19 protein-coding genes are annotated in these 17,653 nt (G+C 61.1%); 8 read left to right on the top strand and 11 right to left on the bottom strand.

The genetic code is table 11. The annotated features are described in order from the left end of the window. Window positions 1-48 precede the first annotated feature (48 nt). Window positions 49-288, top strand: coding sequence for a PilZ domain-containing protein (locus tag PPUTUW4_RS00055; protein ID WP_015092855.1), 240 nt, complete (start codon window positions 49-51; stop codon window positions 286-288). On the opposite strand, the gene PPUTUW4_RS00060 is transcribed toward PPUTUW4_RS00055, so the two are convergent. From PPUTUW4_RS00060 to def, 5 genes are all read right to left on the bottom strand, one after another. Then, the gene (locus tag PPUTUW4_RS00060; RefSeq protein WP_015092856.1) at window positions 279-596 is read right to left on the bottom strand and encodes a tetratricopeptide repeat protein; all 318 of its coding nucleotides are present in this window, start codon (window positions 594-596) and stop codon (window positions 279-281) included. The two genes, PPUTUW4_RS00055 and PPUTUW4_RS00060, sit on opposite strands and share 10 nt — an antisense overlap. Before the next feature lie 160 nt (window positions 597-756). After that, entirely contained in the window at window positions 757-2,133 is a 1,377-nt protein-coding gene (trkA, locus tag PPUTUW4_RS00065; protein WP_015092857.1) for a Trk system potassium transporter TrkA, read from the bottom strand. Between the two features lie 22 nt (window positions 2,134-2,155). Next, the gene (rsmB, locus tag PPUTUW4_RS00070) at window positions 2,156-3,466 is read right to left on the bottom strand and encodes a 16S rRNA (cytosine(967)-C(5))-methyltransferase RsmB (protein ID WP_015092858.1); all 1,311 of its coding nucleotides are present in this window, start codon (window positions 3,464-3,466) and stop codon (window positions 2,156-2,158) included. Next, a complete protein-coding gene (gene fmt, locus PPUTUW4_RS00075) occupies window positions 3,463-4,422 on the bottom strand; it encodes a methionyl-tRNA formyltransferase (protein ID WP_015092859.1) in 960 nt (319 codons plus the stop codon). The genes rsmB and fmt overlap by 4 nt, the downstream gene beginning before the upstream one ends. A gap of 57 nt (window positions 4,423-4,479) precedes the next feature. Continuing rightward, window positions 4,480-4,986 (bottom strand): peptide deformylase, encoded by a 507-nt coding sequence (gene def / locus PPUTUW4_RS00080; RefSeq protein ID WP_007969867.1) that lies wholly within the window; start codon window positions 4,984-4,986, stop codon window positions 4,480-4,482. 187 nt (window positions 4,987-5,173) lie between these two features. On the opposite strand from def, the gene PPUTUW4_RS00085 reads away from it, so the two are divergent. From PPUTUW4_RS00085 to PPUTUW4_RS00095, 3 genes are all read left to right on the top strand, one after another. Beyond that, window positions 5,174-5,998, top strand: coding sequence for a hypothetical protein (locus tag PPUTUW4_RS00085; protein ID WP_015092860.1), 825 nt, complete (start codon window positions 5,174-5,176; stop codon window positions 5,996-5,998). Window positions 5,999-6,079: 81 nt separating this feature from the next. After that, window positions 6,080-7,186, top strand: coding sequence for a DNA-processing protein DprA (gene dprA / locus PPUTUW4_RS00090; RefSeq protein WP_015092861.1), 1,107 nt, complete (start codon window positions 6,080-6,082; stop codon window positions 7,184-7,186). Window positions 7,187-7,240: 54 nt separating this feature from the next. Next, window positions 7,241-7,798 carry an L-threonylcarbamoyladenylate synthase gene (locus PPUTUW4_RS00095; protein ID WP_007969864.1) on the top strand — a complete coding sequence of 186 codons (558 nt, stop codon included), beginning with the start codon at window positions 7,241-7,243 and terminating at the stop codon, window positions 7,796-7,798. A 98-nt stretch (window positions 7,799-7,896) separates the two neighbouring features. Here PPUTUW4_RS00095 and PPUTUW4_RS00100 read toward each other — a convergent pair whose 3' ends face one another. Next, entirely contained in the window at window positions 7,897-8,874 is a 978-nt protein-coding gene (locus tag PPUTUW4_RS00100; RefSeq protein WP_015092862.1) for an NADPH:quinone reductase, read from the bottom strand. Between the two features lie 164 nt (window positions 8,875-9,038). On the opposite strand from PPUTUW4_RS00100, the gene hemF reads away from it, so the two are divergent. Beyond that, the gene (gene hemF / locus PPUTUW4_RS00105) at window positions 9,039-9,953 is read left to right on the top strand and encodes an oxygen-dependent coproporphyrinogen oxidase (RefSeq protein ID WP_015092863.1); all 915 of its coding nucleotides are present in this window, start codon (window positions 9,039-9,041) and stop codon (window positions 9,951-9,953) included. A 13-nt stretch (window positions 9,954-9,966) separates the two neighbouring features. Continuing rightward, window positions 9,967-10,788: a shikimate dehydrogenase gene (gene aroE / locus PPUTUW4_RS00110; protein ID WP_015092864.1), complete on the top strand. Its 822-nt coding sequence runs from the start codon at window positions 9,967-9,969 to the stop codon at window positions 10,786-10,788. Window positions 10,789-10,878: 90 nt separating this feature from the next. Here the strand turns inward: aroE and PPUTUW4_RS00115 are convergent, their stop codons facing one another. The 3 genes from PPUTUW4_RS00115 to betC all read right to left on the bottom strand — a co-directional run bounded on the left by PPUTUW4_RS00115 (window position 10,879) and on the right by betC (window position 15,044). Beyond that, entirely contained in the window at window positions 10,879-12,447 is a 1,569-nt protein-coding gene (locus PPUTUW4_RS00115) for a SulP family inorganic anion transporter (protein WP_015092865.1), read from the bottom strand. A 145-nt stretch (window positions 12,448-12,592) separates the two neighbouring features. Beyond that, window positions 12,593-13,513, bottom strand: a complete 921-nt coding sequence (gene choX / locus PPUTUW4_RS00120) for a choline ABC transporter substrate-binding protein (protein ID WP_015092866.1) — start codon at window positions 13,511-13,513, stop codon at window positions 12,593-12,595. Window positions 13,514-13,529: 16 nt separating this feature from the next. Next, a complete protein-coding gene (gene betC / locus PPUTUW4_RS00125; RefSeq protein WP_015092867.1) occupies window positions 13,530-15,044 on the bottom strand; it encodes a choline-sulfatase in 1,515 nt (504 codons plus the stop codon). A gap of 114 nt (window positions 15,045-15,158) precedes the next feature. Between betC and PPUTUW4_RS00130 the strand changes: the two genes are divergently transcribed. Continuing rightward, entirely contained in the window at window positions 15,159-16,109 is a 951-nt protein-coding gene (locus PPUTUW4_RS00130) for a LysR family transcriptional regulator (protein WP_015092868.1), read from the top strand. A gap of 47 nt (window positions 16,110-16,156) precedes the next feature. Here PPUTUW4_RS00130 and PPUTUW4_RS00135 read toward each other — a convergent pair whose 3' ends face one another. After that, a complete protein-coding gene (locus PPUTUW4_RS00135) occupies window positions 16,157-16,822 on the bottom strand; it encodes an NAD(P)H-binding protein (protein WP_015092869.1) in 666 nt (221 codons plus the stop codon). Between the two features lie 83 nt (window positions 16,823-16,905). On the opposite strand from PPUTUW4_RS00135, the gene PPUTUW4_RS00140 reads away from it, so the two are divergent. Continuing rightward, window positions 16,906-17,232 carry a DOPA 4,5-dioxygenase family protein gene (locus PPUTUW4_RS00140; RefSeq protein WP_015092870.1) on the top strand — a complete coding sequence of 109 codons (327 nt, stop codon included), beginning with the start codon at window positions 16,906-16,908 and terminating at the stop codon, window positions 17,230-17,232. Here PPUTUW4_RS00140 and PPUTUW4_RS00145 read toward each other — a convergent pair whose 3' ends face one another. Then, window positions 17,233-17,634: a GFA family protein gene (locus PPUTUW4_RS00145; RefSeq protein WP_015092871.1), complete on the bottom strand. Its 402-nt coding sequence runs from the start codon at window positions 17,632-17,634 to the stop codon at window positions 17,233-17,235. Window positions 17,635-17,653 lie beyond the last annotated feature (19 nt).

Raw genomic sequence — 17,653 nt, forward strand, 5'->3', positions numbered from 1 at the left:
ACCCGGGATTCGGGGTTATCCACAACCGTTCATCAAAGGGCGCAGAAGATGTCCGAACATCGCAAGTCATTCCGCATCAAGATCAGTCACGAAAACATCGGCGAATGCCTGGGCCAGACGCGCAACCTGTCGACCACCGGGGTTTACGTCAAGCATCCGAAACTGTCGGCGTTGCCCCGGGGCGCGGTGGTCTATGGGCAGGTGCAAGACTTACCCACAGGCGCACCGCGGGTACGCATGGAAGTGGTGTTGGTGGATGCCGAAGGGATTGGCTTGCGCTATCTCTGAATGTTGCGATCCAGCTTTTTCAGAAACACCGTCATTTCCTTTTCTGCCTGCTTGTCGCCATGGTTGCGAGCGGCTTCCAGGCCTTGTTCCCAGGCTTGCCGAGCGGCCGCAAAGTCCGCCAGCGCCAGATGGGCCTTGCCCAGCAGTTTCCACGCCGCCGAATACTTCGGATCGAATTCGACGCAGCGTTGAAAATGCTCCGCCGCCTTGGCGTTCTCCCCCAGATCCAGATAACCCTTGCCCAGGCCGAAGCGCAGCAAAGCGTTATCCACACCCTTGGCGAGCATTTTTTCCAGGGATTCGATCATCGGTGGATTCCTTTTTGAGGTAGGTCGGTTAGAGGTTGGTGCCAGTCCGACCGCTATCGCGAGCAAGCTCGCTCCCACAGGGGCTTTGTGATCGACATATAACCACTGTGGGAGCGAGCTTGCTCGCGATGAGGTCAGTCTGATCACCGAAGAATCCGGATTAGAAGAAGCTCAACCCCACATGAAACAACTTCTCCACATCGCGAATATGCTTTTTATCCACAAGAAACAGAATCACATGGTCGCCCGCTTCGATGACGGTATCGTCGTGGGCGATGATCACTTCTTCGTCGCGGATAATCGCACCGATGGTGGTGCCCGGCGGCAGGCCGATGTTCTCGATGGCCTTGCCGATCACCTTGCTTGATTTCGCATCGCCATGGGCGATCGCCTCGATGGCCTCTGCCGCGCCACGGCGCAGCGAGTGCACGCTGACGATGTCGCCACGGCGTACGTGGGTCAGCAAGGTGCCGATGGTGGCCAGTTGCGGGCTGATGGCGATGTCGATGTCGCCGCCCTGGATGAGATCGACATAGGCCGGGTTGTTGATGATGGTCATCACCTTCTTCGCTCCGAGGCGCTTGGCCAACAGCGACGACATGATATTGGCTTCGTCGTCGTTGGTCAGGGCGAGGAACAGGTCCGCGTCGGCAATGTTCTCTTCCAGCAGCAGGTCGCGGTCCGAGGCGCTGCCCTGCAACACCACGGTGCTGTCGAGGTGGTCCGAGAGGTGACGGCAGCGTGCCGGGTTCATCTCGATGATCTTTACCTGATAACGGCTTTCGATGGCCTCGGCCAGACGCTCGCCGATCTGCCCGCCACCGGCGATGACAATGCGTTTATAGGTTTCGTCGAGACGGCGCATTTCGCTCATGACCGCGCGAATGTTCGCTTTGGCGGCGATGAAAAACACCTCGTCGTCGGCCTCGATCACGGTATCGCCCTGCGGCAGGATCGGCCGGTCGCGGCGGAAAATGGCGGCCACGCGGGTTTCGACGTTCGGCATGTGTTCACGCAACTGTCGCAGTTGCTGGCCCACCAGCGGCCCACCGTAATAGGCGCGAACCGCGACCAGTTGTGCCTTGCCTTCAGCGAAGTCGATCACTTGCAAGGCGCCCGGATGCTGGATCAGACGCTTGATGTAGTTGGTGACCACTTGTTCCGGGCTGATCAGCACGTCCACCGGAATCGCTTCATTCTGGAACAACTGCTCTTCGCGGGTCAGGTACGCGGCCTCACGAACCCGGGCGATCTTGGTCGGGGTGTGGAACAGGGTGTGGGCGACCTGGCAGGCGACCATGTTGGTTTCGTCGCTGTTGGTCACGGCAACCAGCATGTCGGCGTCGTCGGCGCCGGCCTGGCGCAGCACGGTCGGAAACGAACCGCGGCCCTGCACCGTGCGGATGTCCAGGCGGTCGCCGAGGTCGCGCAGGCGTTCGCCATCGGTATCGACCACGGTTATGTCGTTGGCTTCGCTGGCCAGGTGTTCCGCCAGCGAACCGCCGACCTGCCCTGCGCCGAGGATGATGATTTTCATCCAGTCACTCCATTGAATCCGTTTAACCGCGCGCGGCGGCGATCTTGATCAGCTTGGCGTAGTAGAACCCGTCGTGGCCGCCTTCCTGGGCGAGCAACTGGCGGCCATGGGGCTGCTTGATGCCGGCCGCCGTGGCGAGGTCCAGTTCACGGGCGCCCGGCGTGCGGGCGAGGAACGCTTCGATGACTTCGGTGTTCTCGGTCGGCAGCGTCGAGCAGGTGGCATATAGCAGAATGCCGCCGACTTCCAGGGTGTTCCACATGGCGTCGAGCAGCTCGCCTTGCAGCAGAGCCAGCGCGGCGATGTCGTCGGGCTGGCGGGTCAGCTTGATGTCCGGATGACGACGGATCACGCCCGTCGCCGAGCATGGCGCGTCCAGCAGGATGCGCTGGAACGGCTTGCCGTCCCACCACGCCTGAGTGTCGCGGCCGTCAGCGGCAATCAGTTCGGCGCTCAGTTTCAGGCGTTCGAGGTTTTCCCGCACTCGCACCAGACGCTTGGCTTCCAGGTCTACCGCCACCACTCCGGCCAGTTTTGGCTCGGCTTCGAGAATATGGCACGTCTTGCCGCCGGGTGCGCAGCAGGCGTCCAGTACCCGTTGGCCCGGTGCCAGATCGAGCAGATCAGCGGCCAGTTGCGCCGCTTCGTCCTGCACGCTGATCCAGCCCTCGGCGAAACCCGGCAGACTGCGCACGTCGGCGGCGGCTTCGAGCACGATACCGTCACGGCTGTAGACACAGGGTGTGGCGGCGATACCGGCGTCGGTCAGCAAACCGAGGTAGGCATCCCGGCTGTGATGGCGACGGTTGACCCGCAGGATCATTGGCGGATGCGCGTTGTTGGCGGCGCAGATGGCTTCCCATTGCTCTGGCCAGAACGCCTTCAGGGATTTCTGCAGCCAACGCGGGTGGGCGGTGCGTACCACCGGATCGCGTTCCAGTTCGGCGAAAATCGTTTCGCTTTCGCGCTGAGCGTTACGCAGGACAGCGTTGAGCAAGGCCTTGGCCCACGGCTTTTTCAACTTGTCGGCGCAACCGACCGTCTCGCCAATCGCGGCATGGGCCGGGACGCGGGTGTAGAGCAACTGATAGAGGCCGACCAACAGCAGCGCCTCAACATCGGCATCGGCAGCCTTGAACGGCTTTTGCAGCAACTTGGCCGCCAGCGCCGACAAACGTGGCTGCCAGCGTGCGGTGCCGAACGCCAGGTCCTGGGTGAAGCCGCGATCACGGTCCTCGACCTTGTCCAACTGCGTCGGCAGCGAACTGTTGAGCGAGGCTTTTCCGTTCAGGACAGCGGCAAGTGCCTTGGCGGCGGCCAGACGCGGATTCATTGAGCGTCCGCCGCTTGACCGAGGACAGTGCCGGTGGCGAATTTCTCACGGCGGCTGTTGAACAGGTCGCTGAAGTTCAGCGCCTTGCCGCCGGGCAATTGCAGACGGGTCAGGCACAACGCTTGCTCGCCGCACGCGACGATCAGGCCGTCCTTGCTGGCGCTGAGGATTTCACCGGGTGCACCTTTACCTTCGGCCAGGTTCGCGGCCAGCACTTTCAGGGCTTCGCCATTCAAGGTGCTGTGAGTGATCGGCCATGGGTTGAAGGCACGGACCAGACGCTCCAGTTCAACCGCCGGGCGACTCCAGTCGATGCGAGCTTCGTCCTTGTTCAATTTGTGCGCGTAGGTGGCCAGGCTGTCGTCCTGCACTTCGCCTTCCAGCGTACCCGCGGCGAGGCCGGCAATCGCCTGAACCACGGCCGGTGGACCCATTTCGGCCAGACGGTCGTGAAGGCTGCCGCCAGTGTCTTCGGCACTGATCGGCGTGGTGACTTTAAGCAGCATCGGCCCGGTGTCGAGGCCGGCTTCCATGCGCATCACGGTCACGCCGCTTTCGGCATCACCTGCTTGCACGGCACGCTGGATCGGCGCCGCACCGCGCCAGCGCGGCAACAGCGAGGCGTGGCTGTTGATGCAACCCAGGCGCGGAATATCCAGCACCACTTGCGGCAGGATCAGGCCGTAGGCGACCACCACCATCAAGTCCGGTTTCAGCGCGGCCAGTTCGGCTTGCGCGTCTTCGTTGCGCAGGGTTGGCGGCTGCAGTACCGGGATGTTGTTCTCCAGAGCAAGCTGCTTGACCGGGCTCGGCATCAGTTTTTGCCCGCGACCGGCCGGACGATCCGGTTGGGTGTAGACCGCGACGATCTCGTAAGGGCTGCTCAGCAGGGCCTTGAGGTGTTCGGCGGCGAATTCCGGGGTGCCGGCAAAGACAATGCGCAGTGGCTCAGTCATGGGTGACGTCTCTTGAAAAGAAAAAGGCTTGCCGCAGCAAGCCTTTGAAGATGGGCATCAGGCGTTCTGGCGATGAAGCTTTTCCAGTTTCTTCTTGATGCGGTCGCGTTTGAGCGTGGACAGGTAATCGACGAACAATTTGCCATTGAGGTGGTCGCATTCGTGCTGGATGCACACCGCGAGCAAATCTTCGGCGATCAGTTCGTATGGCTTGCCGTCGCGGTCCAGTGCCTTGACCTTGACCCGTTGCGGGCGATCGACGTTTTCGTAGAAGCCCGGCACCGACAGGCAGCCTTCCTGGTACTGGCCCATGTCGTCGGTCAGCGGTTCGAGCTCGGGGTTGATGAACACTCGAGGCTCGGTGCGGTCTTCGGAGAGGTCCATCACGACGATACGTTTGTGCACGTTGACCTGGGTAGCGGCGAGGCCGATGCCAGGCGCTTCATACATTGTTTCAAACATGTCGTCGACCAACTGACGCACTTCGTCGTCCACTACGGCCACTGGCTTGGCGATAGTGCGCAGACGCGGATCAGGGAATTCGAGGATGTTTAAAATGGCCATAAGCTTGATCAGTGCACGTGTGAAGTAAGGTCGGGTCGATGGCCTGGCGGGTCCGAAGAAATGCAGGCTACCGTTGTAAAACGTAGCTCCCTTCTGTTGACAAGCAAGTTTTGACAAGCATGCCGGGAGCGAGCCACTGACGGCTCTGGCGTTTCACGCGAATGCACATAATAAAGGGATTCACCGCATGAGGAAATCACTACTCGCCCTGCTGCTCCTGGCTTCGGCAGGTTGGGCGTACGGGCAGGTGCAACTTCGGGAAGATATTCCCACCATAAAGCTGTCGCCTCAGGTTCGCAGCAGCCCGGTGACCGAGGTTATCCCCGGCATTGCACTGAAATCGATCAACAGCTTTCTGCTGAGCAACCGCATCGTCGACAAGGCCGAGGATTTCACCAAGGCGCCTTACATCGTCGCTGGTGATTCCGAACGGGTACTCAGCGGCGCGGGTGACCGCATCTTTGCCCGCGGCCATTTCGATCCGGCGCAACCGGCGTACGGTATCTTCCGCCAAGGCAAGGTCTACACCGATCCGCAGAGCAAGGAAATCCTGGGGATCAACGCCGACGACATCGGCGGCGGCGATGTCGTGGCCATCGAAGGTGACGTCGCCACCCTGGAGTTACAACGCACGACCCAGGAGGTCCGCCTCGGCGATCGCTTGTTCAGCGGTGAAGAGCACGCGATCAACTCGACCTTCACGCCCAGGGCACCGAGCCATGAAATCAACGGGTTGATCATCGATGTTCCGCGCGGGGTCACGCAGATCGGCGAGTTGGACGTGGTTACCCTGAACAAGGGGCAGCGCGACGGTCTGGCCGAAGGCAATCTGCTGGCAGTGATGAAAACCGGCGAAACAGTGCGGGACCGGATCACCGGCCAGCCGTTGAAAATTCCTGATGAGCGCGCCGGTCTGCTGATGGTTTTCCGTACCTACGACAAACTCAGTTATGGGCTGGTGCTTAGCGCTTCGCGCTCGCTGTCGGTGATGGATAAGGTACGAAATCCGTAAGAGTGTTTCACAAGTTACCAACAGAGTTATCCACAGCTTATTCCCGTTTGTACGGGTGCTCATAACGATCAAGGATGATCCATGTCGCTGCCTGCCGTTACACCGGTTTCCCCCGCGGAACTGGAAGCTCGTTTACGTCTGCACCGTTTGCCGGAACTCGGCCCGGCGCGTTTCAGGAAATTGCTCGAAGCCTTCGGCTCGGCATCCAAAGCCCTCAGTGCACCGGCCAGTGCCTGGCGCGCGCTGGGTTTGCCACTGGCCTGTTCCGAGGCCAGGCGTAGCACTGAGATCCGTGACGGCGCTAGTCATGCATTGGCCTGGCTGGAGCATCCGGCCCAGCATTTGCTGATGTGGGACCAACCGGACTACCCGGCGCTGCTGGCACAAATCAGCGATGCACCACCGCTGTTATTTGTCGCCGGCGATCCCGGCATTCTGGAAAAACCACAACTGGCGATGGTTGGCAGCCGTCGCGCTTCCCGGCCGGGGATGGACACCGCTGCTGCGTTTTCCCGCAGCCTGGCGGGTGCCGGTTTTGTCATTACCAGCGGCCTGGCCCTGGGCATTGACGCTGCCGCACACCAGGCCGCGCTCGACGTCGGCGGGCAAACGGTGGGTGTGCTCGGCACGGGGCTCGAGAAGTTTTATCCACAGCGCAATAGACGCCTGGCGGACGCCATGATCGCCTCGGGCAGCGCGGTACTTTCGGAGTTTCCGCTGGATGCAGGCCCCAGCGCCGGCAACTTCCCCCGGCGCAACCGGATCATCAGCGGTTTGTCCCTCGGGGTGCTGGTGGTCGAAGCCAGTGTCGCCAGCGGTTCACTGATCACCGCGAGGCTGGCGGCGGAACAGGGGCGCGAGGTGTTTGCGATGCCCGGGTCGATCCATCATCCCGGTGCCCGCGGCTGCCATCAGTTGATTCGTGACGGTGCGGTGCTGGTGGAAACCATCGAACATATCCTCGAAGCCTTGCGCGGCTGGCAACGACTGCCGTTATCCACAGAATCCTCTACCCCTGAAACGACCCACCCCCTGTTGAAGTTGCTGCATGCCGCACCTCTGACCAGTGAAGCGTTGTCCGACGCAAGCGGCTGGGCCTTGCCGAAAGTACTGGCGGCGTTGACGGAACTTGAAATGGACGGTCGCGCCATTTGCGAAAGCGGGCGCTGGTTTGCACGGGTGAGCTAGGTTTTATAAACAAGATCGGTAAACTGCGCAGAGCCTTATTCTGGAGAGTTTTTCATGGTCAACAGTTGGCGTGTGCAACAAGCCGCGCAAGCAATTCGCGCCGGGGCGGTGATTGCCTACCCAACCGAAGCAGTCTGGGGCCTGGGTTGCGACCCGTGGGACGAGGAAGCGGTGGAGCGACTGCTGCTGATCAAGGGGCGGTCTGAGGATAAAGGACTGATCCTGGTCGCCGACAACATCCGTCAGTTCGATTTCCTCTTCGATGACTTCCCCGAGTTGTGGATGGACCGCATGGCCAGTACCTGGCCAGGTCCGAACACCTGGCTGGTGCCGCACCAGAACCTGCTGCCGCAGTGGATTACCGGCGTGCATGAAACCGTGGCGCTGCGGGTCAGTGATCACCCACTGGTGCGGGACTTGTGCGCGCTGGTCGGGCCGCTGGTATCGACGTCGGCCAACCCGCAGGGGCGCCCGGCGGCACGTACGCGGCTTCGCGTCGAGCAGTACTTCCGTGGGCAGTTGGATCTGGTACTGGGTGGCAATCTGGGCGGGCGCAAGAACCCGAGCGTGATTCGCGATCTGGCGACTGGCAAGGTTGTGCGCCCGGATTAATACCGAGGCGCGCCCTTCGCGAGCAGGCTCGCTCCCACATTGGTTCTGTGTCGAACACAAATCTTCTGTGGGAGCGAGCCTGCTCGCGATGGCGTCAGTCAGGGCAACAGAACAACCGAACCCGTCGTACGCCGTGCCGACAACTCGGTCTGCGCCTTCGCCGCGTCAGTCAGTGGAAAACGCTGACTGATGTCCACGGTCAGCTTGCCGCTGATGATCATCTCGAACAACTCGTCGGCCATGCGTTGCAGATTCTCGGCGTTGTTCGCATAAGTGCCCAGGGTTGGCCGGGTCACGTACAGCGAGCCTTTTCCCGCCAGGATCCCCAGGTTCACGCCATCGACCGCGCCGGACGCATTGCCGAAACTCACCACCAGGCCACGCGGTGCGGCGCTGTCGAGTGACGTCAGCCAGGTGTCCTTGCCAACGCCGTCGTACACCACCGGGACTTTTTTGCCGTCGGTCAATTCCAGCACGCGCTGGGCGACGTTTTCATGGCTGTAGTCGATGGTCGCCCAAGCGCCATTGGCCTTGGCCAGTGCGGCTTTCTCGGCCGAACTGACCGTACCGATCAGCTTCACGCCCAAGGCCCTTGCCCATTGGCAGGCCAGTGAACCTACCCCGCCGGCTGCGGCGTGGAACAGGATGGTTTCGCCACCCTTGAGCTCGTAAGTCTGACGCAGCAGGTACTGCACGGTCAGGCCCTTGAGCATCACGCCTGCGGCCTGTTCGAAGCTGATGGCGTCCGGCAGTTTCACCAGATTGGCCTCGGGCAACACATGAACTTCGCTATAGGCGCCCAGAGGGCCGCTGCCATAGGCCACGCGATCGCCGATCTTGAAGCGGGACACCTCGCTGCCTACCGCCTCGACCACGCCCGCACCCTCCGAGCCGAGGCCCGATGGCAGGGATGGCGGCGGGTACAGGCCGCTACGGTAATAGGTGTCGATGAAGTTCAGGCCGATGGCCTTGTTGGTCACGCGCACTTCCTTCGGACTTGGCTCGGCGGGTTGGTAATCCACATACTCGAGCACTTCGGGGCCGCCATGGGCGCGAAACTGGATACGCTTTGCCATCTGAACTCTCCATAGGTCGTTTTACCAAGCGCCCTATCGGACTCCTAAGCTTGATCTTCGTCAACTGCGACGGGTGGACTTGCGATGGTATGCTACGGACCCATTTGCGCTGACCCCCGCTCCAATGGAGCGCCGCGTAGTTTTGCCCGATTCAAGGTGATGACATGACGACCCGCACCGAGGCCGTAAAAGCCTACCTGCTCGACCTGCAAGACCGTATCTGCGCCGCCCTGGAAGCCGAAGACGGTGGCACGCAATTCGTCGAAGACGCCTGGACCAGGCCGGCTGGCGGTGGCGGTCGCACCCGCGTGATTGAAAACGGCACGGTGATTGAAAAGGGTGGCGTGAACTTTTCCCACGTCTTCGGCAGCGGTCTCCCACCCTCAGCCAGCGCCCACCGGCCGGAACTGGCGGGCCGTGGCTTTGAAGCCTTGGGCGTGTCGCTGGTGATCCACCCGCACAACCCCCATGTGCCGACTTCCCACGCCAACGTGCGCTTTTTCATCGCTGAAAAAGAAGGTGAAGAACCAGTCTGGTGGTTTGGCGGCGGCTTCGACCTGACCCCGTATTACGGCAACGAAGAAGACTGCATCCACTGGCATCGCATCGCCGAGCAGGCCTGTGCGCCGTTCGGCCCGGACGTCTACCCGCGTTACAAGGCCTGGTGCGACAGCTACTTCCACATCAAGCATCGTCACGAGCCGCGTGGCATCGGCGGGTTGTTTTTCGACGACCTGAACGAGTGGGATTTCGACACCAGCTTCGCCTTCATGCGTGCCATCGGTGACGCCTACATCGATGCTTACCTGCCGATCGTGCAGCGCCGCAAGAACGACGCGTTCACGGCTAAACAGCGCGAGTTCCAGGAGTTCCGCCGTGGCCGCTACGTTGAATTCAACCTGGTCTACGACCGCGGCACGTTGTTCGGCCTGCAATCGGGCGGGCGTACCGAGTCGATCTTGATGTCGCTGCCGCCGCAAGTGCGCTGGGGCTACGACTGGAAGGCCGAGCCTGGCAGCGAAGAAGCGCGCCTGACCGAATACTTCCTGCAGGACCGCGATTGGTTGGCCGAAGCTTGAACGAGGAATCCTGATGGACCGTTATGTCGTATTCGGTAACCCGATTGGCCACAGCAAGTCACCGTTGATCCACCGCCTGTTCGCCGAGCAGACCGCGCAAAAGCTGGACTACAACACAATGCTGGCGCCACTGGACGACTTTTCCACCTGTGCCCGGACGTTTTTCCTTGAAGGACGCGGCGCCAATGTGACGGTGCCGTTCAAGGAAGAAGCCTATCGGCTGGCGAACAGCCTGACGGCGCGGGCGCAGCGCGCCGGTGCGGTCAATACCTTGAGCAAACTGGCCGATGGCAGCCTGCTGGGCGACAACACCGACGGTGCCGGGCTGGTGCGGGACCTGACGGTCAACGCCGGATTCAGCCTCAAGGGCAAACGCATCCTGTTGCTCGGCGCTGGCGGCGCGGTGCGCGGTGCGCTGGAGCCGCTGCTGGCCGAGCAACCGGCTTCGGTGATCATCGCCAACCGCACGGTGGACAAGGCCGAGTTGCTGGCGGAGCTGTTCTGCGATCTGGGGCCGGTCTCGGCCAGTGGCTACGACTGGTTGCAGGAGTCGGTGGACCTGATCATCAACGCGACTTCCGCGAGCCTCACGGGCGATGTGCCGCCGATTGCGCCGAGCCTGATCGAACCGGGCAAAACGGTGTGCTACGACATGATGTACGGCAAGGAGCCGACCTCGTTCTGCCGCTGGGCCAGCGAACACGGGGCGGCGGTGGCTATGGATGGCTTGGGGATGTTGGCCGAGCAGGCCGCGGAAGCGTTTTTCCTGTGGCGCGGCGTGCGACCGGATACAGCGCCAGTGCTGGCTGAGTTGCGTCGGCAGTTGGCCCTTTAGAAGCTTCGCGAGCAGGCTCGCTCCCACAGGGGGTCACCAAGAACCTGTGGGAGCGAGCCTGCTCGCGAATGGCGCGACACCGATTTCGGCTCAGTCCTCAAACTGAATCGGGCACTTTTCCGCGCCCTCAAGCTTCTTAAGCTCTTCCACCACCTGCGGCCGGGCCCGGCGCAAGGTCAGGCTGCGGTCCTGGCGCAGCAATCGTCGCGCCTCCTGGTGCAGCATTTCCACCCCTGAGTAATCGATGAAGTTGATCTGCTGCGCCTCGATCACCACGCGCGCGCCGTGCATGCGTTGCAGGCGTACTTGCAGGTAGTGGCTGGCACCGAAAAAGATCGAACCGCCGACCCGCAGAATGTCCTCCTCGCCATCACGTACATGCTGCACCCGTGGCTGCGATGTGCGTTTGAGATAGAAAAAAAGCGAGGCCAGTACGCCGGCGTAGATCGCTGTCTGCAATTCCAGCAGCAGCGTAGCGACGCAGGTCAGCGCCATGACCACGAACTCGGCGCGGCTGACCCGCAACAATGCGCGAATGCCGCGATGGTCCACCAGTCCCCAGGCGATCAACAGAATGCTGCCGGCCATGGCCGGAATCGGGATGTGCGCGATCAGGCTCGCGCCGAAGATCGCGAACAGCGCAACCCACAATGCCGAAAAAATCCCGGCCAATGGCGAACAGGCGCCCGCTTCATAGCTCAGGCCTGAGCGAGTGAAAGAGCCGGCCGACAGCGATCCGGAAAAAAACGCGCCGACCATGTTCGATAAGCCCTGGGCGCGAACTTCCTGGTTGGCGTCGAGTAGTTGCTGCGAACGTGCCGAAATCGAGCGGGCAATCGACAGGCTGGTGACCAGCCCGAGCATGCCAACCGCTACGGCGCTGGGCAGCAGGCGCAGGATCAGATCGAGATCCAGCGGCAACGGACTGAGAGGCGGCAGCTTGCCGGTGAAGGCGCTGACCAGTTGCACATGGCCGAACATCGACGGCCAAAGCCAGACCAGCAATCCGCCAAGGATCAGGGTGATCAGTAGCGTCGGCCAGCGTGGCAACCACAGTTTGAGGATCACGCCCACCACCACCGTTGCCAGCCCCAGCGCCAGCGAAGGTTTGTCCATTTCGCCGATATGGCGCAACAACGTGATGAAACTATCCAGCGCGGTGGCTTGGCTGGGCAAGTCCAGTCCCAGCAGGTTAGGCAATTGACCGATGGCAATCACCACGGCCGCCCCAAGGGTGAAGCCGAGCACCACCGAGTGCGAGACGAAATTCACCAGCGCGCCAAACCGCAGCAAACCCAGCAGCCATTGAAAGATGCCTGCCAGGAAGGTGAGCAACAGGATCACGGTGACGTAGTCCTGCGTCGCCGGAACGGCCAGAGGACTGACGCTGGCGTACAGGACAATCGAGATGGCCGCTGTAGGACCGCAGATCAAATGCCACGACGAACCCCAGAGACAGGCGATCAGCACCGGGATGATTGCGGCGTACAGGCCGTATTCCGGTGGGAGGCCAGCGATGAGCGCGTAGGCAATGGATTGCGGCAACGCCAGAATCGCTCCGCTGAGGCCGACGACCAGGTCGCGCCCGACGCTGGCGCGGGTTTGCTTGGGCAACCAACTGAGGAAGGGAAAGAGTGAATGGCGGCTTGGCAGGGCCATGGGGCCTCTCGGTCGGGAATTTTGCGCAAGGGTAGCAGGACATGATCTGTGGGAGCGGGCTTGCTCGCGAAGGCGGTGGGTCAGACAACATTAATGTCGACTGATCCACCGCCTTCGCGAGCAAGCCCGCTCCCACAAGTATTGGTTACAACTTGGCTTTGACCGCCGGCAGCGCGTCCTTGCCATCCACGGTCTTCACGCCATCAAGCCACTTGTCCAGCACCGCAGGGTAGGCCTTGATCCACGCCCTGGCTGCGTCGGCGTTACTGACCTTGTTGTTCACCACCTCGGCCATGATGCTGTTCTCCATGTCCTGGGTGAAGCTCAGGTTGGTCAGCAGCTTGCCGACGTTCGGGCAGGCCTGTGCATAACCTTTGCGGGTCAGTGTGTGCACGCTGCCGGTGTCACCGAAGTACTTCTCGCCACCCTTGAGGTAATGCATTTTCAGTTGCACGTTCATCGGGTGCGGGGTCCAGCCGAGGAAGGTCACGAATTTCTGCTTTTTCACCGCGCGGGACACTTCCGCCAGCATGGCTTGCTCGCTGGACTCCACCAGCTTCCACTGGCCCATGTCGAAATCGTTTTTCTTGATGATCTCTTGCAGCGAGATGTTCGCCGGTGCACCGGAGCCGATGCCGTAGATCTTGCGGTCGAACTTGTCGGCGTATTTGTTCAGGTCGGCAAAGTTATGCACACCTGCATTCCATACGTAATCCGGAACAGCGAGGGTGAATTCGGTGCCGTCGAGGTTCTTCGCCAGTTGCGTGACATCGCCGTTGGCGACGAATTTGTCATAGAAGCCCTGCTGTGCCGGCATCCAGTTACCCAGGAACACATCGACCTGACCATCCTTGAGCCCGCCAAAAGTGATCGGCACCGCGAGGGTGTCGATCTTGACCTTGTAGCCCATGCCGTCCAGCAGAAACCCGGTGATGGCGTTGGTCGCGGCGATGTCGCTCCAACCCGGGTCGGCCATCTTCACCGTCTCGCAACTCTGATCGGCAAACGCCGATGCACTGCCCAGAGCCAGGAGCCCGACCGTCAGTACTGTGGATAACCTTTGCATGGACTTCCCCTTAACGTTATTGGTTTTGGCAGGGTTGTGGATAACGTGCTTTACGTTCCAGATCGTCGAGGTCGATGTGGTTGCGCATGTATTGCTGACTGGCGTCCACCAGCGGCTGGTGATCCCAGCTCTTCAGCTTGCCGAGGGTCAGCGCCTCGGCTACGAAACGCCGGCGTCGCTGGCTGGCGAGCACCTGCTGGTGGATGGCTGGAATATTCCACTTCGCCCGCGCCTCAGCGAGAAAATCGTCGAACAGCTGGCGATGTTGCGGCGAATGGCTGAGTTCTTCCAGTTCGCGAGGGTCATTGTGTACGTCGAAGAGCAGACAAGGGTCATCTTCGCTGTAGATGAATTTATAGGCACTGCGGCGGATCATCATCAGCGGGCTGATGGTGCCTTCGGCCATATATTCGCCGAACACTTCATCGTGGCCACCCTGCCCTTGCAGGTGCGGCACCAGCGAACGGCCGTCCAGCGGCAGGCCCGGTTCCAGCGAGCCGCCGGCCAGTTCGACGAATGTCGGCAACAGGTCCGCCGTGGAAACACTGGCGCTGACCCGGCCGGCACCGAACTGCCCCGGTGCGCTTATCAAAAGCGGCACCCGTGCGGCCATTTCATACCAGTGCATTTTGTACCAGAGGCCGCGCTCGCCGAGCATGTCGCCGTGGTCACCGGAAAACACGATGATGGTGTCGTCGATCAACCCGGTATCTTCCAAAGTTTGCAGGAGTTTGCCGACGTTGCTGTCGATATAGCTGCACGCGCCGAAATAGGCGCGGCGGGCATCGCGGATCTTGTCCACAGGCAGTGGCTTGTCCCACAGGTCATAGACCTTGAGCAAACGTTGCGAGTGCGGATCGAGTTCAAGCGGGTCCGGGGTTGCAGGCAGCGGGATATCGGCATCGTCGTACAAATCCCAGAAAGCCTTGGGAATCGTGTACGGATCGTGTGGGTGAGTCATGGAAACGGTCAGGCAGAACGGCTGGTCACCATCCTCGCGGATATGGTCGAACAGGTACTGCTGGGCCTTGAATACCACCTCTTCGTCGAAATCCAGCTGGTTGGTGCGCACGCACGGGCCGGCTTGCAGCACCGAGGACATGTTGTGGTACCAGGTCGGCCGCACGTCCGGTTCATCCCAGTTCACTGCCCAGCCGTAGTCGGCCGGGTAGATGTCACTGGTCAGACGCTCTTCGTAGCCGTGCAACTGGTCCGGCCCGCAGAAATGCATCTTGCCCGACAGGGCGGTGCGGTAGCCGAGGCGGCGTAAATAATGGGCATAAGTTGGTACGTCGGCGGGGAAATCGGCAGCGTTGTCGTAGGCGCCGATCTTGCTCGGCAACTGGCCGCTGACCAGGGTGAAACGCGACGGCGCACACAGGGGGCTGTTGCAATAAGCCGAGTCGAACACCACGCCTTGTGCGGCGAGGCGGCTGAGATTGGGCAGCTTGATGGGCGATGGACCGTAGAACGGCAACATTGGCGCGGCCATTTGATCGGCCATGATGAAAAGAATGTTCTTGCGCTTCATGTGATCGCGGCATTCCATAGTGGATGTTTATGCGAGAGTGCTGGCTTCGAGAATGAAACCCAAGCTCTTTGCGGTAAAGCCCATGCACGGCAATGACTAGGATAAGCACAGCTTATGTATGACGCCCTTGGTGACCTGTCACTGGATCTGCTTCGTGCTTTCGAAGCGGCAGCCCGTCAGCGCAGCTTTACCGCGGCGGCGGTTGAACTCGGCACCACGCAGCCGGCCATCAGTCAGCAGATCAAGCGCCTTGAAGAACAACTGGCGACTCGATTGTTCGATCGCATTTATCGCGGTATCGAGCTGACTGAAGCCGGGCTGATACTTTTTCAGCAGGTTCAGCTCGGATTGCAGAATATCGACGCAGGATTGAGCGCAATCAGTGCCCAGCAACAGCATGAAGTGCTGCAGGTGGCCACGGATTTTGCCTTCGCCGCCTATTGGTTGATGCCGCGTCTGCATCGCTTTCACGCGGCCAATCCGCAGGTGGATGTCAGCCTGGTCACCAGTGAACGCAGCCATAACATGCTACGTACCGATATCGACGTGGCGGTACTGTTCGGCGATGGCCGCTTCAAGCAGGGTGAAAGCCATTGGCTGTTCAGTGAGGAAGTGTTTCCGGTGTGCAGCCCGCAGTTGCTGAGTGAGCGTTCTCTGCCTTTGCCCCCCCAGGCATTGCTCGAGTTTCCATTGCTGCATCTGCGCGGGGAAAACAGCAGTAACTGGTTCGACTGGAGCGGCGTATTCCGCGAATTGGGCATCACCTCGCCCCCGGCGCCCGGGCAACTGCGTTTCGACAATTACACCTTGCTGATTCAGGCGGCGATTGGTGGTCAGGGCGTGGCCATCGGCTGGCGCCACCTTGTGGATAACTTGCTGGCGCAAGGGTTGTTGTGTCGACCGATCGGCGAAACGGTGATGTCCCGGCTGGGCTATTACGTGGTTTTGCCCCAGCGTAAACGGCGTGGGGTGTTGATCCAGCAGTTTGTGGATTGGTTGATGGCTGAACAGGCGGGCAGCGCGGAGTCGTTGACGGGGTTGGCGTTTCCTTCGATTGCGGTTTGAGCGTTAAAAGATCGCAGCCTGCGGCAGCTCCTACAGGAGCAGCCAATTCAAGGTTCCGAGGTCGCGATGAAACTGACGTGTTCGCGGATGTGCAGTTTCAGGTGCAATTCATCGGCAATGCCCACGGCGGTGCGAGCCAATCGCCCGAGCGGTTCGGCCAGCCCCGGTTCGAGGTTGCCACCGGGTTTGGCGAAATGTTCGATGGTCAGCCCCGGTACCCCGCGCGGTTCGTTAACCAGCGTCCACTGCAAAGGACTGCTTTGCAGTGCTTCGCGGATTTCCTCTGCGGCGTGACGTTGCAGGCTGTCCTCGAGCTCCGGCTCGTCCAGCACCGCGAAATCTCCAACCAGAAACAGCCGGGCAACGCCTGCTCCTTGCATGCCTTCAATCAAGGCGTCGACTGCCAGCACTTGCTCGACCGGACCCGGCACGATGGTTTTTTCCACGTGTTCGCTGTTGAACGGTAAGCCAGGAGCGTCCAGTAAGCAGATGACCACGGAGCTGCCGGCCACACTCTGCTTGACCCGTTGCGCGTCGAACAGGTCGCCAGTCTTGGTGCGCAGCCCCGGACGGGGTGCCAACGCATTGAGGTCATCGAGAATCGCGATCACTTCATGCTGGCGCCGAAGCATTTCAGCCATCAGCGCACTGCCCAGGCTACTCATGGCACCATAAAGCACCACTTTCACAACGGGGGTTTCGGCATTTTTCATGGCTGAACCCTTTTTCCAGCGTCTATATGACGTCTGACCCGCAGGAAAGGGTGAGGGTTCGAACAGCTTTCAGGGGGATTGCAATGCAGCAGATCACGGGCTATCACGCCCATGTTTACTTCGATGCCGACTCGATCGGGCAGGCGCGGGCCCTGTGTGAGCAGGCGGCGCAATTGTTTCCAGTGAAAATGGGCCGTGTGCACGAGCGCCCGGTCGGTCCACACCCGGACTGGAGCTGCCAGTTGGCGTTCGAGCCACAGGTGCTGGGCGACGTGCTGCCGTGGCTGGCGCTCAACCGTAAGGGCCTGGTGGTGTTTCTACACCCGGACACCGGCGACGATCTGCGTGACCACACCGAGCATGCGATCTGGATGGGCGCGATTCGACCGCTGGACCTGTCTATTTTTTGATCAGAGTGTTTCTTCAGCCTCGCCGGGCAAGTGTTCGTCCAGATGCAGCCACGGCAAGCGGCTGTCGGTCCAGATGTGCCGCTGCGCCGGTGCCTGCTCGGGGTGGTCGAGGGTGGCGATGGTCAGGTCGATGCTGTCCGGGCTCAGGTGAGTTACCACCGCCAGTTGCGCCCCGCAGTGACCGCAGAAATAACGCGCGCAGGTGGATGAAGAGTCGTAGCGCGACGGCGTCCCGGCCAGCCATTGAAAGGCGGATGCCGGCACGGTGATCCAGGTGGTCACGATGCCGCCGCTGACCCGTCGGCAAATCGAACAATGACAGTGGACGATATCGTGCAGTGGCCCGCTGAATTGATAGCGCAGCTGCCCGCAGTGGCAACCGCCGGTGTGAACATTGTTCATGAGATTCCTCCTGCTGCGT

The organism is Pseudomonas sp. UW4 (assembly GCF_000316175.1).
GTDB lineage: Bacteria > Pseudomonadota > Gammaproteobacteria > Pseudomonadales > Pseudomonadaceae > Aquipseudomonas > Aquipseudomonas laurylsulfatiphila.

What these genes read in the sequence shown, in the direction of transcription:
- hemF (WP_015092863.1), top strand. Translation starts at nt 9,039, where the DNA reads ATGACGACCCGCACCGAGGCCGTAAAAGCCTACCTGCTCGACCTGCAA.
- PPUTUW4_RS00145 (WP_015092871.1), bottom strand. Translation starts at nt 17,634, where the DNA reads ATGAACAATGTTCACACCGGCGGTTGCCACTGCGGGCAGCTGCGCTAT.
- PPUTUW4_RS00055 (WP_015092855.1), top strand. Translation starts at nt 49, where the DNA reads ATGTCCGAACATCGCAAGTCATTCCGCATCAAGATCAGTCACGAAAAC.
- betC (WP_015092867.1), bottom strand. Translation starts at nt 15,044, where the DNA reads ATGAAGCGCAAGAACATTCTTTTCATCATGGCCGATCAAATGGCCGCG.
- choX (WP_015092866.1), bottom strand. Translation starts at nt 13,513, where the DNA reads ATGCAAAGGTTATCCACAGTACTGACGGTCGGGCTCCTGGCTCTGGGC.
- aroE (WP_015092864.1), top strand. Translation starts at nt 9,967, where the DNA reads ATGGACCGTTATGTCGTATTCGGTAACCCGATTGGCCACAGCAAGTCA.
- PPUTUW4_RS00085 (WP_015092860.1), top strand. Translation starts at nt 5,174, where the DNA reads ATGAGGAAATCACTACTCGCCCTGCTGCTCCTGGCTTCGGCAGGTTGG.
- rsmB (WP_015092858.1), bottom strand. Translation starts at nt 3,466, where the DNA reads ATGAATCCGCGTCTGGCCGCCGCCAAGGCACTTGCCGCTGTCCTGAAC.
- trkA (WP_015092857.1), bottom strand. Translation starts at nt 2,133, where the DNA reads ATGAAAATCATCATCCTCGGCGCAGGGCAGGTCGGCGGTTCGCTGGCG.
- def (WP_007969867.1), bottom strand. Translation starts at nt 4,986, where the DNA reads ATGGCCATTTTAAACATCCTCGAATTCCCTGATCCGCGTCTGCGCACT.
- dprA (WP_015092861.1), top strand. Translation starts at nt 6,080, where the DNA reads ATGTCGCTGCCTGCCGTTACACCGGTTTCCCCCGCGGAACTGGAAGCT.
- PPUTUW4_RS00100 (WP_015092862.1), bottom strand. Translation starts at nt 8,874, where the DNA reads ATGGCAAAGCGTATCCAGTTTCGCGCCCATGGCGGCCCCGAAGTGCTC.
- PPUTUW4_RS00135 (WP_015092869.1), bottom strand. Translation starts at nt 16,822, where the DNA reads ATGAAAAATGCCGAAACCCCCGTTGTGAAAGTGGTGCTTTATGGTGCC.
- PPUTUW4_RS00115 (WP_015092865.1), bottom strand. Translation starts at nt 12,447, where the DNA reads ATGGCCCTGCCAAGCCGCCATTCACTCTTTCCCTTCCTCAGTTGGTTG.
- PPUTUW4_RS00060 (WP_015092856.1), bottom strand. Translation starts at nt 596, where the DNA reads ATGATCGAATCCCTGGAAAAAATGCTCGCCAAGGGTGTGGATAACGCT.
- PPUTUW4_RS00140 (WP_015092870.1), top strand. Translation starts at nt 16,906, where the DNA reads ATGCAGCAGATCACGGGCTATCACGCCCATGTTTACTTCGATGCCGAC.
- PPUTUW4_RS00130 (WP_015092868.1), top strand. Translation starts at nt 15,159, where the DNA reads ATGTATGACGCCCTTGGTGACCTGTCACTGGATCTGCTTCGTGCTTTC.
- fmt (WP_015092859.1), bottom strand. Translation starts at nt 4,422, where the DNA reads ATGACTGAGCCACTGCGCATTGTCTTTGCCGGCACCCCGGAATTCGCC.
- PPUTUW4_RS00095 (WP_007969864.1), top strand. Translation starts at nt 7,241, where the DNA reads ATGGTCAACAGTTGGCGTGTGCAACAAGCCGCGCAAGCAATTCGCGCC.